Genomic DNA, 13,559 nt, shown 5'->3' with positions numbered 1-13,559 from the left:
CATACGGCTGAAGGGACGAACTGCTCTTTCGATCGGGGACGAAGTGCTCTTTCGATGCGGGAGGGCTGGCACCGCCCTGACGGCGCCAGCCCTCCGGAACGTCTGCGACGTCAGTCGCCGATGCGCTCGCCCGTCTCCGCGTTGAAGAGGTGGACGTGACCGGTCTTGGGCCGCAGGTAGACCTGCTCGCCCTTCTCCGGGGGGCGCCGGCCATCGACGCGGGCGATGAACGGCGCGTCCTTGGCCTCCTCGCCCGTCGACTCGACCTGCTTGGCCTTGGCGGACCCGTAGATGTAGGCGTCGGCGCCGAGCTCCTCGACGACGTCGACGGTCACCGGGATGCCGCTGCCGTCCTCGGCGGGCTCGAGGTCCTCGGGGCGGACTCCGAGGGTGACGTGGGAGCCCGCGCCGGTGAGCAGGTCACGCTCGACGGGGACGACGTGGCCGCCGACATCGACGCCGCCGTCGACGATCGGGGCGTCGAGGAGGTTCATCGCGGGGGAGCCGATGAAGCCGGCGACGAAGACGTTGATCGGGTGGTCGTACATCCGTCGGGGCGTGTCGCACTGCTGGAGGAGGCCGTCCTTGAGGACCGCGACCCGGTCGCCCATGGTCATGGCCTCGACCTGGTCGTGGGTGACGTAGACGGTCGTGACGCCGAGGCGGCGCTGGAGGGACGCGATCTGCGTACGCGTCTGGACGCGGAGCTTGGCGTCGAGGTTGGACAGGGGCTCGTCCATGAGGAAGACCTGGGGGGAGCGGACGATCGCGCGGCCCATGGCGACGCGCTGGCGCTGGCCACCGGAGAGGGCCTTCGGCTTGCGCTCGAGGTACTCGCTGAGGTCGAGGATCTTGGCGGCCTCCTCGACGCGCTTGCGGATCTCCGACTTGTCGACGCCGGCGATCTTGAGGGCGAAGCCCATGTTGTCGGCCACCGACATGTGCGGGTAGAGCGCGTAGTTCTGGAAGACCATCGCGACGTCGCGGTCCTTGGGGGACAGGTTCGTCACGTCGCGGTCGCCGATGAGGATGCGCCCACCGTTGACCTCCTCGAGGCCGGCGAGCATGCGCAGGGAGGTGGACTTCCCGCAGCCCGAGGGGCCGACGAGGACGAGGAACTCGCCGTCCGCGATCTCGATGTTGAGCTTGTCGACGGACGGCCTCGGGTTGCCCGGGTACTGCCGCGTCGCGTTGTCGAACGTCACTGTTGCCATGGCTTCTTTGCCTCTCCTTCACCGGCAGGAACGTGCCGGACGATCCGTTGTAAAGGTCCCCGCGGTTGGTGGGGGCACCTGAATCATGTCGTATGCCGCTGGGCTCGGTCCACCCGTCGCCCCACGTCCGAAGGTCGTCGGGGTCGGATGGGGCCTCTCCCCAGTTGCAAAAATTTGCAGCAAGTACTGCCACAAGTCTGAAAAATCTTGCTATGGTCCGGAGTACCGGTGGCGGCGTGTGCCACCCGGCTTCAAAGGAGAGTCCATGCACAAGCGTGCGTTCGGCGCTGTTGCCGTCACGGGTGTTGCCGCCCTGGCCCTCAGCGCCTGTGGTGGGTCCGAGCCCGCCGCCCCGTCCAACCCCACTCCCGGCACCTCGAGCGCTGCGACCACGACGGGTGAGCCCGAGACGCCGACCGGCACCGCTGCGCCGGTCCGTGACGCCAACGTCGACCTCGTCATCTGGACCGACCCCGACCGCTCCAAGCCGGTCCAGAAGTACGCCGACGAGTTCGCCGCGGAGAACGGTGTGACCGTCAAGGTCCAGATCTCGACCGACACCCGCGCCCAGTTCAAGGACGCCACCAAGGTCGGCAAGGGCCCCGACGTCATCGTCGGTGCCCACGACTGGCTCGGCGAGCTCGTCCAGAACTCCACCGTCGCCCCGATCAACCTCTCGGCCGACGTCGCGTCGAAGTTCCTGCCGAACGCCATCGCCGCGACGAAGTTCAACGGCCAGGCCTACGGCGTTCCCTACGCCGTCGAGAACATCGGCCTGATGTACAACAAGGACCTCGTCCCGAACCCGCCCAAGACCATGGACGAGCTCGTCGCGACCGGTGAGAAGCTCGTCAAGGAGGGCAAGGCCAAGCAGGTCCTGTCGCAGTTCGTCTCCAAGACGGGCAACGCCTACTTCGCCTACCCGTACCTGTCGGCCTTCCCCGACGGCGGCATCTTCGCCGTGAAGGACAACGGCGACTACGACCCCAACAAGCTCCTCGTGAACAGCCCCGGCTCCATCAAGGGTGGTGAGGTCCTCGCCGCTCTCGGCAAGAAGAAGATCCTCTCCACCAACGTCGACGACACGAACCAGGACGCGCTCTTCGACACGAAGGCCGCTCCGTTCATGATCAGCGGCCCGTGGAGCGTCGCCAAGGCCAAGGACGCCGGCGTCAACTACGGCATCGCCCCGCTCCCCAGCCTCACCGGCGGCGGCGCGATGAAGCCGTTCCTCGGTGTGCAGATGTTCTACGTGTCCAGCAAGGCGAAGAACGCGACGCTCGCGCAGGAGTTCGTCACGAACTACATCCCGCGCAAGGAGGTCCAGCTGGCCCTCTTCGAGGTCGGCAAGCGCCCGCCGGCCCTCAAGGAGGCCTACGACGAGGTGGCCGCGAGCGACCCCGACGTCAAGGCCTGGTACGAGGCCGGTGCCGACGGTCTCCCGATGCCGAACATCCCGGCGATGAACTCGGTCTGGGGCCCCTTCGGCCAGGCGACCGCCGACATCATCTCCGGCAAGTCCGACCCGAAGACGCGTCTTGACGCGGCCGCCAAGGAAATTGCGGCGAACATCGCCAAGGGCTGAGCTCCCTTGATCTGAAACGGTTCCCGGGACCCGCCCCAGCGGCGGGTCCCGGAGGTCCGTCCCCCCGGACGGGGGCTCAGGGGAGCTTCACCGGCTCCCCCTTCCTGCATCTACGGCAATGGCGCCGGGCCGGCGCAAGAGGAAGTGGCTCATGACCAAGCTCACCGCACTCGTCATCAAGTGGGTGCTCATCGCGCTGGCCCTGGCCGGTGTCCTGTGGATCGCGACGCAGCTCGCGATCGCCGGGAACACCATGGCCGTCATCGTCGCCGGCATGGTCGGCATCGGCATCCTCGCCGTCTACGGAACGCGCCGGAACGTGCCGCTGAAGTACCTGCTCCCCGGGATGCTGCTCCTCGTCGCGTTCCAGCTCTGGCCGATCATCTTCACGGCCAGCCTCTCCCTCACGAACTACGGTGACGGCCACCTCATCTCCAAGGAGGAGACGGTCACCGACATCATCGCCCAGTCCGTGCGCGAGGTCCCGAACAGCCCCCGCTACCGGATGTCCGTCGCGACCAGGGAAGGGGCGTCGGCGACGACCGGCGATCTCGTCCTCCTGCTGACGAAGCCCGACGGCACGACGTTCGTCGGCGAGCCGGGCGGCCTCGAGCCGCTGCCGGCCGAGGGCGTCGAGAAGACGACGACGGGCAAGATCACCAAGGCGCCCGGCTACACGATCCTCACCGCCCGCGAGGTCAACGCGCGGAGCAAGGACCTCTCGGCGCTCGCCGTCCCGACCGGCGACGGCGGCGGGATCAAGCCCGTCGGACTCTCGGAGGCCTTCGAGGGCAAGCCGTCCGTCACCTACGACGCGGCCGCGGACCGGCTGACCGACTCGAGCACGACGCCGCCGACCGTCTACGAGCCGAAGAACGCCCGGTGGGTCAGTACGGCCGACCCGTCCGTGGCCTTCCCGCAGGGATGGCAGGAGAACGTCGGCTTCTCGAACTTCTCGCGGATCTTCACGGACGAGACCCTGCGGGCCGGCTTCGCCAAGATCTTCGTCTGGAACCTCGTCTTCGCCGTGGTCTCCGTGCTCTCGACGTTCCTGCTCGGCATGCTGATCGCCCTGCTCTTCAACGACCCGCGGCTCAAGGGCAAGGCCGTCTACCGGTCGCTGCTGATCCTCCCGTACGCGCTGCCGGGGTTCATCACCGCGCTCGTGTGGCGGGGCATGTTCAACCAGGACTACGGCCTGATCAACGGCACCCTCGGCCTCAACGTCGACTGGCTCGGCTCACCCTGGGGGGCGAAGGCCGCGATCCTCATCACCAACCTGTGGCTCGGCTTCCCCTACATGTTCATCGTCTGCACCGGGGCGCTCCAGTCGATCCCGCAGGACGTCCGGGAAGCGGCGACCATCGACGGCGCCAACGCCTTCCGGACCCTGCGCTCGATCATCATGCCGCTGCTGCTCGTGGCGGTCGGCCCGCTCCTCATCGCGTCGTTCGCCTTCAACTTCAACAACTTCGGGCTCATCTACCTGCTCACCAAGGGTGGCCCGTTCGACGGCAACGACACGAGCATCGGCTCGAGCGACCTGCTCATCACCTACGCCTACCGGCTCGCGTTCTCGGGCAGCGCACCGAACTACGGCTTCGCCGCGGCGGTGTCCGTCGTCATCTTCATCATCGTCGCGCTCATGACGATCCCGGCGTTCCGCCAGACCAAGGCCCTCGAGGAGGTCAACTGATGTCCACCGTGAACGCACCCCTGCCCACCGACCCCCGGCTGGAGACCAGAGTCGATGCCGCTGCGGGTCGCCACATCGAGTCGCCGGATCGCGGCGGCATGGGCAGCCGGGTCTGGTGGCGGCACCTGCTCGGCGTCCTCGCCCTGGTCTGGGCGCTCTTCCCGATCGTCTTCATCTACTCGGCGGCGACCAACCCGAGCGGCACGCTCAACACGGCCAGCCTGCTGCCGTCGGGGTTCTCGCTGAGCAACTTCGACAAGCTCTTCTCGGACCCGGCCCGCCCCTACTGGAGCTGGTACAAGAACTCGATGGTCATCTCCGGGCTGGGGGCGCTGGCGGCAGTGTTCATCGGCGCCTGCGCAGCCTTCGCGTTCTCCCGCCTGCGGTTCACCGGGCGCCGTCCGGGGATGCTCGCGCTCCTGCTCCTGCAGATGTTCCCCGCGATGCTCGCGCTGGTGGCCCTCTACATCACCTTCGCGAGGATCGGTGACGTCCTGCCGGCGTTCGGGCTCAACACGTCCATCGGCCTGATCCTGGCCTATCTCGGCGGCGCGATGGGGTCCAACGTCTGGCTGCTCAAGGGCTACTTCGACACGGTGCCGAAGGAGCTCGACGAGGCGGCGACGGTCGACGGGGCCAGCCACGCCCGGATCTTCTTCACGATCACCCTGCGTCTGGTCATGCCCATCCTCGTGACGGTCTTCATGCTCGTGTTCGTCGGGCTCTACGGCGAGTTCATGCTCGCCAGCATCTTCCTCACCGACGTCGAGAACCAGACGCTCGGCGTGGGCCTCTACGGCATGACGCTCGGCAACGACTCGAACCAGTTCTTCGGCCAGTTCGCGGCCGGGGCCCTGCTCGCCTCGATCCCCGTCGTCGCGCTGTACCTGGCGTTCCAGCGGCAGCTGGTCGGCGGGCTCACCCAGGGCTCCGTCAAGTGAGCGTGACGTCCGTATGCCGCTGAGCCCGGTTCCCGACAGCCGTGCAGTCGGACTCCACCTCCCGCACCACGACGGCTCCCGCCGCTACGTCTCGAACCTCGCTCCACGCCTCGGCGACCTCGTCGACGTGCTGGTGCGGGTGCCTCTCGAGTCGGAGGTGGAGCGAGTCCACGTGCGGACGACTCCGGACGGGGAGACGGAGTTCGCCCCGGGGCGGCTCGTGCGCACCACGGCGACGGATGCCTGGTGGAGGGTGCGGCTGACCTGCCACAACCCGGTGACGAACTACCGCTTCCTGCTCGTCGGGGGGCCGGCGAAGTATGCGTGGCTCAACGGGACGGGCGTGCACCACCGGGACGTGCCGGACGCGAGCGACTTCCGGCTCGTCGCCCACGACAGCCCGCCGCCGGCCTGGGCCGAGGGTGCCGTGGTCTACCAGATCTTCCCGGACCGTTTCGCCCGCTCCGCCCGTGCCGACCGCCGGGAGACGCCGGACTGGGCGCAGCCGGCCCGGTGGACCGATCCAGTGGACCCGCGACCCCCGGCAGCGTCGTCGCAGCTCTACGGCGGCGACCTCGACGGGGTCGTCGACCACCTCGAGCACCTGGTGTCGCTGGGCGTGGACGTCGTCTACCTGACGCCGTTCTTCCCGGCGCGGTCCAACCACCGTTACGACGCGTCGTCCTTCGAGCAGGTCGATCCCCTGCTCGGCGGTGACCGAGCGTTGCGGCGCCTCACCACCGCTGCCCACGAGCGCGGTCTCAGGGTGATGGGTGACTTCACCACGAACCACACCGGCGACGCCCACGAGTGGTTTCTCGCCGCCGCCGGCCCCGGGGGCCGGCAGACGCCGGAGCGGGATTACTACATCTGGGAGAACGGCTCCTACGTCGCGTGGCTCGGCGTGCCGTCGCTGCCGAAGCTCAACCACCGCAACGAGGCCCTGCGCCACCGGATCTTCGACCACCCCCGCGGGGTCGTGCGCCGGTGGCTGGGTCGCCCGGGTCGCCGCGAGGGCCTGGACGGCTGGCGGGTCGACGTCGCCAACATGACGGGCCGGTGGCGCGCCACGGACGTCAACCACGACGTCGCCCGGCAGATGCGCGCCTCGATGGCCCGGCACGCGCCGGAGGCCCTGCTCGTCGGCGAGCACTTCCACGACTACACCGTCGACCTGCCCGGAGACGGCTGGCACGGAGTGATGAACTACGCCGGCTTCTGCAAACCGGTGTGGAACTGGGTCCGCGACACCGCCGGCGACCCGATGACGATGGGGGCGCCGGCCCCGCTGCCGGTGTTGGAGGCCGGCGCGGTCGTGGAGACGATGCGTGACTTCACGTCCCGGATCTCCTGGCAGTCGCTGGTGCACTCCTTCAACCTGGTCGGGTCGCACGACGTGACGCGTCTGCGCACGCTCGTCGACCACGACCCCAGGCTGGTCGAGGTCGCTGCCGGCCTGCTGTTCACCATGCCGAGCCTGGCGATGTTCACCTACGGCGACGAGATCGGGATGGAGGGGGCCTTCGGGGAGGACGGCCGCCGGCCGATGCCCTGGGACGAGTCGACGTGGGACCACGGGATCCTCGACGTCTACCGGGCCCTGATCGCGGCACGCCGCTCGTCGGACGCGCTGCGGCACGGCGGGTTGCGGTGGGTCCACGCCGACGGCGACGCGATCGTGTTCCTCCGGGAGAGTCCGACGGAGACGGCGCTGGTGCACGTCGCCCGGGCCGCCCACGAGCCGGTGACGGTCCCCGTGCGTCACCTCGCGGGCGTCGAGACGGGCCGAGCGGCATACGGATCCGGCGTTCGAGTGGGGAAACGGGCTGTCACACTGAAGGCCTCGGGCCCCGGGGTGCGGATCTGGTCGTGGGCGCCGACTGACGACGGGGTGCGGTTCCGCACGCCCAGGGCAAGGAGGACCGGAAGATGAAGGCCAGGCTGCGGGACATCGCCGCTCAGGCGGGTGTGTCCGAGGCGACCGTCTCGCGTGTCCTCAACGGCAAGCCGGGAGTGGCAGAGTCGACCCGTCAGTCCGTCCTCACGGCCCTTGACGTGCTCGGCTACGACCGCCCGAGTCGGTTGCGCCGCAAGAGCGCCGGGCTCGTCGGCCTCATCGTCCCCGAGCTGACGAACCCGATCTTCCCCGCCTTCGCGCAGGAGATCGAGACCTCGCTCGCCCAGAACGGCTACACCCCAGTGCTGTGCACGCAGACCGCCGGGGGGGTGCACGAGGACGACTACGTCCAGATGCTCCTCGACCGGGGCGTCGCCGGGATCATCTTCATCTCCGGCCTCCACGCCGACACCAACACCGCCCCCGACCGCTACGTCGCGCTGCGCGAGCGGGGCCTGCCGCTCGTCCTCGTCAACGGCTACATCGAGGGGGTCGACGCGCCGTTCATCTCCAACGACGAGGTCGCCTCGATGGGTCTGGCCCTCGACCACCTCGTCAGCCTCGGGCACCGGGAGATCGGCCTGGCAGTCGGGCCCGAGCGGTTCGTCCCGGTCATCCGCAAGATCGCCGGCTTCCGCAACTCGATGCAGGAGCTGCTCGGCCGCTCCGACGTCGACGGACTCATCGAGCGCTCGCTCTTCTCGGTCGAGGGCGGCGCCACCGCGGCCGGTCGCCTCATCGACAAGGGATGCACCGCGGTCGTCTGCGGCTCCGACATGATGGCGCTCGGCGTCATCCGCGAGGCCCGCAAGCGGGGCCTCAACGTGCCGCGTGACTTCTCCGTCGTGGGCTACGACGACTCGCCCCTCATCGCCTTCACCGACCCGCCGCTGACGACGGTTCGCCAGAGCGTGACGTCGATGAGCGCCGCGACGGTGCGGGCGCTCCTCGACGAGATCGCGGGCCAGCCGTCCCCTCGGGCGGAGTACGTGTTCCGGCCAGAGCTCGTCGTCCGCGGCTCCACCGGGGCGCTGCGGCGCTGACGCGCGCCTGTCGTATGCCGCTGGGCTCGCTCCCGCACGCCCCTGCCGGTGCCCCCCGCGCCTCCTGCCGGTGCCGCCCGCGCCTCCTGCCGGTGCCGCCGCGCCTCCTGCCGGTGCCGCCGCGCCTCCTGCCGCAACACACCCGGTTATGCGCCGCTCACCCCCGATGCAGCAGGGGTGAACGGTAGATAACCGGGTGTGTTGCCGAGGCAGTGGGGGAGGGGCGGCGGCGGGGGGAGCGGCGGCGGCGGGAGGGCGCTGGTCAGGAGGTGGCGGCTGCGGTCCGGCGGGCCGATGCGAGCCGATGCAGGGCGGCCACGACCGCAGTCTCGTCCTCGACGCGGTAGCGCGCGGCGGTGGACCCGGACCCGACCTTGACGGTGACGTCGTCGGGACGGGTCATCCGGGTGAAGACGTCCTCGTCGGTCACGTCGTCGCCGAAGTAGACGCGCGCGGTCACGTCACGGGCCCGGCCGAGGGCGGTGACCGCCGAGCCCTTGTCGGCGTGCGACACGGTCAGCTCGAGCACCGACTTGCCCTTGAGCACCTTGACGCCCGAGTGGGTGAGGGCCAGCTGGCGTGCCTCCGCGATGGCGGCGTCCGCGTCGTCGGGCGGCAACCCTCGGGTGTGGACGACGATGGCAGCCGCCTTGTGCTCCAAGGCCGCCGACGGGTGACGGTCGGAGATGAGGCGGGTGATGTCCGTCGTGAGGGACTCGAGCAGCTGCCGGTCCACGGCGGTCACGGCCGCGGCCTCCATCGCCGCCCGGACCTCGTCGTCGGAGGACTCGGCCCCGTGGCTGCCGATGAGGACGATCGGCTCGTCAACCCCGAGCCGCGTCAGGGTGCGCAGCGTGTCGAGGTCACGGCCGGAGACGACCGCGACCGTCGTCGTGGGCAGCCCGGCGAGGGCTCGGAGGGCCTCGATGCCGCCGGGAGCAGCGCGCACCGCCATCGGGTCGACGTCGAACGGGGCGAGCACCCCGTCGAAGTCGGAGGCGACGAGCAGCCCGGATGCAGCGGCGGCTCCGTCCAGGGCTTCCTGCAACGTCGTCGGAGGGGTCACCGGCCGGATCCCACCCGCGCGCGGACGGGCCTGCCGTCGGTCTCGGTCCGGGGTCCTTCCTTGACGGAGGCGGAAGGGGCTGAGTCGTGCGGCGCCACGGGGGCCGAGGCGGCTCCTCCGCGCGGGTCGGGCGCCGGCACGCCCGGTGCCGCGTCGAGGGCGGCGAGGTAGCGCCGGGCCCAGCGTTGGACGTCGTGGTCGGCCACGCGGCGCCGCAGGGCCCGCATGATGCGCTCCTTGTCCCGCTTGGGCGTGTTGATGGCCCGGAGCATGGCCTGCTTCAGGCCCTCGATGTCGTGCGGGTTGCAGGTGAAGGCCTGGTGCAGCTCGTGCCAGGCCCCGGTGAACTCGCTGAGGACGAGGGCGCCGCCAAGGTCGTGGCGGCACGTGACGTACTCCTTCGCCACGAGGTTCATCCCGTCCCGGAGGGGCGTCACCAGCATGACGTCCGCGGCCTGGAAGAGGGCGGCCATCTCCTCCCGCGGGTAGGAGTGGTGCAGGTAGTGGACGGCAGGCGCGCCGATCTTGCCGAGCTCGCCGTTGATCCGGCCGACCGTCTGCTCGATCTCCTCGCGGAGGGAGCGGTAGGCCTCGACCCGCTCGCGGCTCGGCGTCGCCACCTGGACCAGGGTGACGTCGGGTGGCCCGATGTGGCGCTCGAGGAGGAGCTCCTCGTAGGCCTTGAGCCGGTGCCGGATGCCCTTGGTGTAGTCGAGCCGGTCGACGCCGAGCATGAGGACGTCGGGGTTGCCGAGGCTCTCCCGGATCTCCTTGGCTCGAGCCATGACCTCCGGCTGCTGGGCGAGCGACTCGAGGCCGCGGTAGTCGACGGAGATCGGGATCGCCGTGGCCCGCACCTGGCGGCCCGAGCCGTCGTCGAGGGCGACCCGCTCGCCCTTCGCCCGCAGGCCGAGCAGCTGGCGGCAGGCCCGGACGAAGTTGCGGGCGTCGGCCTGGCGCTGGAAGCCGAGGAAGTCGGCCCCGAGCAGGCCCTCGAGGAGGCTCGACCGCCACGGCAGCTGCGCGAACAGCTCCACCGGCGGGAAGGGAATGTGGTTGAACCAGCCGATCCGGACGTCGGGGCGCAGCTGCCGCACGAAGGCCGGCGCGAGCTGGAGCTGGTAGTCCTGGATCCACACCCGCGCGCCGGGGGCCGCCTCCTCCGCGACCGCCTCGGCGAACCGGCGGTTGACGCGCACGTAGGCAGCCCACCACTCCCGGTGGAACGAGGCCGGGACGATGACGTCGTGGTAGATCGGCCACAGGGTGTCGTTGCTGAAGCCCTCGTAGAAGTCGCGGACCTCCTCGGCGCTGAGGCCCACGGGTCGCAGGTGCATGCCCTCCTCGTCGAACGGCGGCGGGGCCTCGCCGGCGTCACCGGACCAACCCACCCAGGCCCCGGGGTTCGACCGCATCACCGACTCCATGGCCGTGACGAGACCGCCCGGGCTGCGGTGCCACTCGACGTTGCCCTGCTCGTCCACCTGCTTGTCGACGGGGAGTCGGTTCGCGGCGACGACGAGGTCGAAGGTCTTCCTGGTGGACGTCACCGAATCAGCTCCTGGCGGTGTTCTCTCGAGTTCTTTCGAAGGTCGGGCCCGGCCGGCTGGTCCGGGGCGGGCGTGCGATAGATGTCTCTCACTCTAACGACCACAGCTCTGGCGCCCGGAGTGGTCCCGTTCTAGGGTCGACCCAAGGCAGGCTGCAGCCGGGATGCCATGGGCACCCCGCACATCACGGACATACCCCATCGTCGAGGAGGGCTAGCGTGAAGATTTCCGACGTTCTGCGCCACAAGGGTGATGAGGTCATCGTCATCGCGCCCGACGAGACGGTCTCCACGCTGCTGGCGAGGCTCGCGGAGCACGGAATCGGCGCGTGCGTCGTCAGCGCCGACGGCACCCACGTCGACGGGATCGTGAGCGAGCGGGACGTGGTGCGCCACCTGCACACGTCGGGGCCGACGATCCTCGAGAACAGTGTCTCGACGATCATGACGAGCGACGTGACGACGGGCACCGCCCACGACGACGTCGCGGACCTCGCGGCGACGATGACCGAGCTGCGGGTGCGGCACGTCCCGATCCTCGACGCGGACGGCCGGCTGTCGGCGATCGTCAGCATCGGCGACATCGTCAAGCACCGTCTCTCCGAGCTCCAGTCGGAGCGCGACCAGCTGCGCGACTACATCACGCACTGACGGCGCGCCGCCCGTGGCGGCGCAGGCGGGGTCGACGAGCCCCTCGGTCAATTACCGTAGGGGCATGGCTGCGCACGACCGGACCCACTGGGTGCCCGCACCCCCAGCGGGGCCGCGGCGCACCGGACCGGACGGCGCGCCCGAGGACGGCCGCCCCCGGCACGAGCGGCTCGGCCGCTACCGCCTCGTCGAGGAGATCGGCGAGGGCGGGATGGGCGTCGTGCACCTCGGCCTCGACCCCCGTGGGCGGGCCGTCGCGATCAAGGTGCTCCGCCCCCACGTCGCCACGGACGACGAGGCGCGCCTGCGCCTGCAGCGGGAGGTCGAGACGCTGTCCCGGATCCAGGATCACCGCGTCGCCACCGTCATCGACGCGGACGTCATGGCGCCGCGTCCCTACATCGTCACCCGCTACGTCCCGGGCCCGGCGCTGGACGACTGGGTCGAGGCCCACGGCCCACTCGACCCGGACGCGCTGCTGCGCCTCGCCTGCGGCACGGCCGAGGCGATCCGCGCCATCCACGCCAGCGGCGTCGTCCACCGGGACATCAAGCCGGGCAACGTCCTCCTCGAGGACGGCGAACCGGTCCTCATCGACTTCGGCATCGCCCACATCGAGGATGACGTTCGTCACACGATGGGCGGTCTCGTCATGGGGACGCCGGGCTACCTGTCTCCCGAGCTCGTCGAAGGGGCGGCCATCACCGATGCGACGGACTGGTGGGGCTGGGCCGCGACGATCACCTTCGCCGCGTCGGGGCGGCCACCGTTCGGCCGGGGTCGGATGGACGTCGTGCTGGCGAAGGTCCGCGCCGGGGAGGTCGACCTCGACGGCGTCGACCCCCGTCTGGTCCCGCTGCTGCGGGCCTCCCTCTCGCCCCAACCTGCCGGGCGTCCGCACGCCGACGACGTCATCGACGCCCTGGCCCGGTTCGCCGCCGGCCGTGCCGCGACGGTGCCGACTCCCCGTGGCGGTCCCTGGGACGACACCGTGGCGGTCGCGCCCTCGCCGGTGGGGTCCACGGAGGTCCTCCACCCGCGCGGGACCGCCGTCTACCCCACGGTCCCTGACGTGCCCCGAGCTGCGGGCGCTGCCGCTGGAACTCCTTCCGCCGGGTTCCCCGCTGCGGTCCTGCCCCCGGCGCCGGGACCGCCCGGGCCGCCCGCCGGTCGGACCCCAGCCCGCGCCTGGCCCGCGCCGCGCGCGGGAGCGAGCCCAGCGGCATACGGCCGGCTGGAGGAGGCCGACGACTGGGGGACCGACGACGACTACGAGGACTACGACGACTCCTACCTGCCACCACGGGAAGGAGACCCCCGGATCGGGCTGGCGAAGCGCACCGGCACGCTCGCCGCGGTGGCGCTGGCATGGCTCGGAGCGCTGGCGTTCTGGCCCGGGGCCGCTGTCGTCGGGCTCGTCGCGTGGTCCGTCCTCGCCCGCGCCGTGGACCGCGCCATGACGGGGTTGGTGCTGCGCCGGTTCGAGTACGGGCGGCGTCAGAGCGACGTCCCCTGGACCGTCGTCACGAGCCCGTGGCACCTCGTCGTCGGCCTCGTCGCGACCGTCGTGTCCCTCCTGCTGCCGGTCGCCGTCGCGTTCGCCGGCGTGTTCTCGGCGGCGCTGCTGCTCAGCGGGGTGGCCGGGAGCGACCTCGATCCCGGCACCCCAGGCACGCTGCTCGTGGGAGGCGCGCTCGGGCTCCTCATGCTGTGGTGGGGGCCGGGCCGGGCCTCGCTCCGCCGCGGGACGCGCTCGGTGGTGCGACGGTTCGTCCCGCCCGGGCCCCCCACGCAGGTCGTGGCGGTCGTCCTGGCCGGGGCCGGGGTCGCGGTCGCCCTCGTGGGGATCACCCGCGGCGTGAGCAGCTGGGCGCCGTTCGGCGCAGGACCCTTCGGGCTCTGACGGGCGAGATCAGA

At 70.7% G+C, this 13,559-nt stretch carries 10 protein-coding genes; 7 read left to right on the top strand and 3 right to left on the bottom strand.

Going from position 1 to position 13,559, the window contains the following annotated elements; genetic code table 11:
- Positions 1-110 precede the first annotated feature (110 nt).
- Positions 111-1,214 (bottom strand): ABC transporter ATP-binding protein, encoded by a 1,104-nt coding sequence (locus tag INTCA_RS14750; protein ID WP_013493723.1) that lies wholly within the window; start codon positions 1,212-1,214, stop codon positions 111-113.
- A gap of 265 nt (positions 1,215-1,479) precedes the next feature.
- Between INTCA_RS14750 and INTCA_RS14745 the strand changes: the two genes are divergently transcribed.
- The 5 genes from INTCA_RS14745 to INTCA_RS14725 all read left to right on the top strand — a co-directional run bounded on the left by INTCA_RS14745 (position 1,480) and on the right by INTCA_RS14725 (position 8,376).
- Positions 1,480-2,799 (top strand): sugar ABC transporter substrate-binding protein, encoded by a 1,320-nt coding sequence (locus tag INTCA_RS14745; protein WP_013493722.1) that lies wholly within the window; start codon positions 1,480-1,482, stop codon positions 2,797-2,799.
- Positions 2,800-2,950: 151 nt separating this feature from the next.
- Entirely contained in the window at positions 2,951-4,495 is a 1,545-nt protein-coding gene (locus INTCA_RS14740) for an ABC transporter permease subunit (RefSeq protein WP_013493721.1), read from the top strand.
- Positions 4,495-5,436: a sugar ABC transporter permease gene (locus INTCA_RS14735; protein ID WP_013493720.1), complete on the top strand. Its 942-nt coding sequence runs from the start codon at positions 4,495-4,497 to the stop codon at positions 5,434-5,436. Before INTCA_RS14740 ends, INTCA_RS14735 begins: the two co-directional genes overlap by 1 nt.
- 13 nt (positions 5,437-5,449) lie before the next feature.
- Positions 5,450-7,369 (top strand): glycoside hydrolase family 13 protein, encoded by a 1,920-nt coding sequence (locus tag INTCA_RS14730; RefSeq protein WP_013493719.1) that lies wholly within the window; start codon positions 5,450-5,452, stop codon positions 7,367-7,369.
- On the top strand, positions 7,366-8,376 hold the full coding sequence (locus INTCA_RS14725) for a LacI family DNA-binding transcriptional regulator (protein WP_013493718.1): 1,011 nt from the start codon (positions 7,366-7,368) through the stop codon (positions 8,374-8,376). Before INTCA_RS14730 ends, INTCA_RS14725 begins: the two co-directional genes overlap by 4 nt.
- Positions 8,377-8,638: 262 nt before the next feature.
- On the opposite strand, the gene otsB is transcribed toward INTCA_RS14725, so the two are convergent.
- Both otsB and INTCA_RS14715 read right to left on the bottom strand, forming a co-directional pair.
- Positions 8,639-9,442 carry a trehalose-phosphatase gene (gene otsB / locus INTCA_RS14720; RefSeq protein WP_013493717.1) on the bottom strand — a complete coding sequence of 268 codons (804 nt, stop codon included), beginning with the start codon at positions 9,440-9,442 and terminating at the stop codon, positions 8,639-8,641.
- The gene (locus INTCA_RS14715) at positions 9,439-10,992 is read right to left on the bottom strand and encodes an alpha,alpha-trehalose-phosphate synthase (UDP-forming) (RefSeq protein ID WP_013493716.1); all 1,554 of its coding nucleotides are present in this window, start codon (positions 10,990-10,992) and stop codon (positions 9,439-9,441) included. Before INTCA_RS14715 ends, otsB begins: the two co-directional genes overlap by 4 nt.
- 218 nt (positions 10,993-11,210) lie before the next feature.
- Between INTCA_RS14715 and INTCA_RS14710 the strand changes: the two genes are divergently transcribed.
- Together INTCA_RS14710 and INTCA_RS14705 are read left to right on the top strand one after the other, a co-directional pair.
- Positions 11,211-11,642 carry a CBS domain-containing protein gene (locus tag INTCA_RS14710; RefSeq protein ID WP_013493715.1) on the top strand — a complete coding sequence of 144 codons (432 nt, stop codon included), beginning with the start codon at positions 11,211-11,213 and terminating at the stop codon, positions 11,640-11,642.
- Positions 11,643-11,706: 64 nt separating this feature from the next.
- Positions 11,707-13,545 carry a serine/threonine-protein kinase gene (locus INTCA_RS14705; RefSeq protein WP_013493714.1) on the top strand — a complete coding sequence of 613 codons (1,839 nt, stop codon included), beginning with the start codon at positions 11,707-11,709 and terminating at the stop codon, positions 13,543-13,545.
- Positions 13,546-13,559: the final 14 nt, after the last annotated feature.

Origin of the sequence: Intrasporangium calvum DSM 43043 (assembly GCF_000184685.1) — a bacterium.
GTDB lineage: Bacteria > Actinomycetota > Actinomycetes > Actinomycetales > Dermatophilaceae > Intrasporangium > Intrasporangium calvum.
The sequence above is the reverse complement of the archived record's forward strand: the minus strand, read 5'-3'. Positions and strand labels throughout refer to the sequence as shown.

Coding starts and splice junctions, on each gene's coding strand:
- INTCA_RS14750 (WP_013493723.1), bottom strand. CDS start 1,214: ATGGCAACAGTGACGTTCGACAACGCGACGCGGCAGTACCCGGGCAAC.
- INTCA_RS14745 (WP_013493722.1), top strand. CDS start 1,480: ATGCACAAGCGTGCGTTCGGCGCTGTTGCCGTCACGGGTGTTGCCGCC.
- INTCA_RS14740 (WP_013493721.1), top strand. CDS start 2,951: ATGACCAAGCTCACCGCACTCGTCATCAAGTGGGTGCTCATCGCGCTG.
- INTCA_RS14735 (WP_013493720.1), top strand. CDS start 4,495: ATGTCCACCGTGAACGCACCCCTGCCCACCGACCCCCGGCTGGAGACC.
- INTCA_RS14730 (WP_013493719.1), top strand. CDS start 5,450: ATGCCGCTGAGCCCGGTTCCCGACAGCCGTGCAGTCGGACTCCACCTC.
- INTCA_RS14725 (WP_013493718.1), top strand. CDS start 7,366: ATGAAGGCCAGGCTGCGGGACATCGCCGCTCAGGCGGGTGTGTCCGAG.
- INTCA_RS14705 (WP_013493714.1), top strand. CDS start 11,707: ATGGCTGCGCACGACCGGACCCACTGGGTGCCCGCACCCCCAGCGGGG.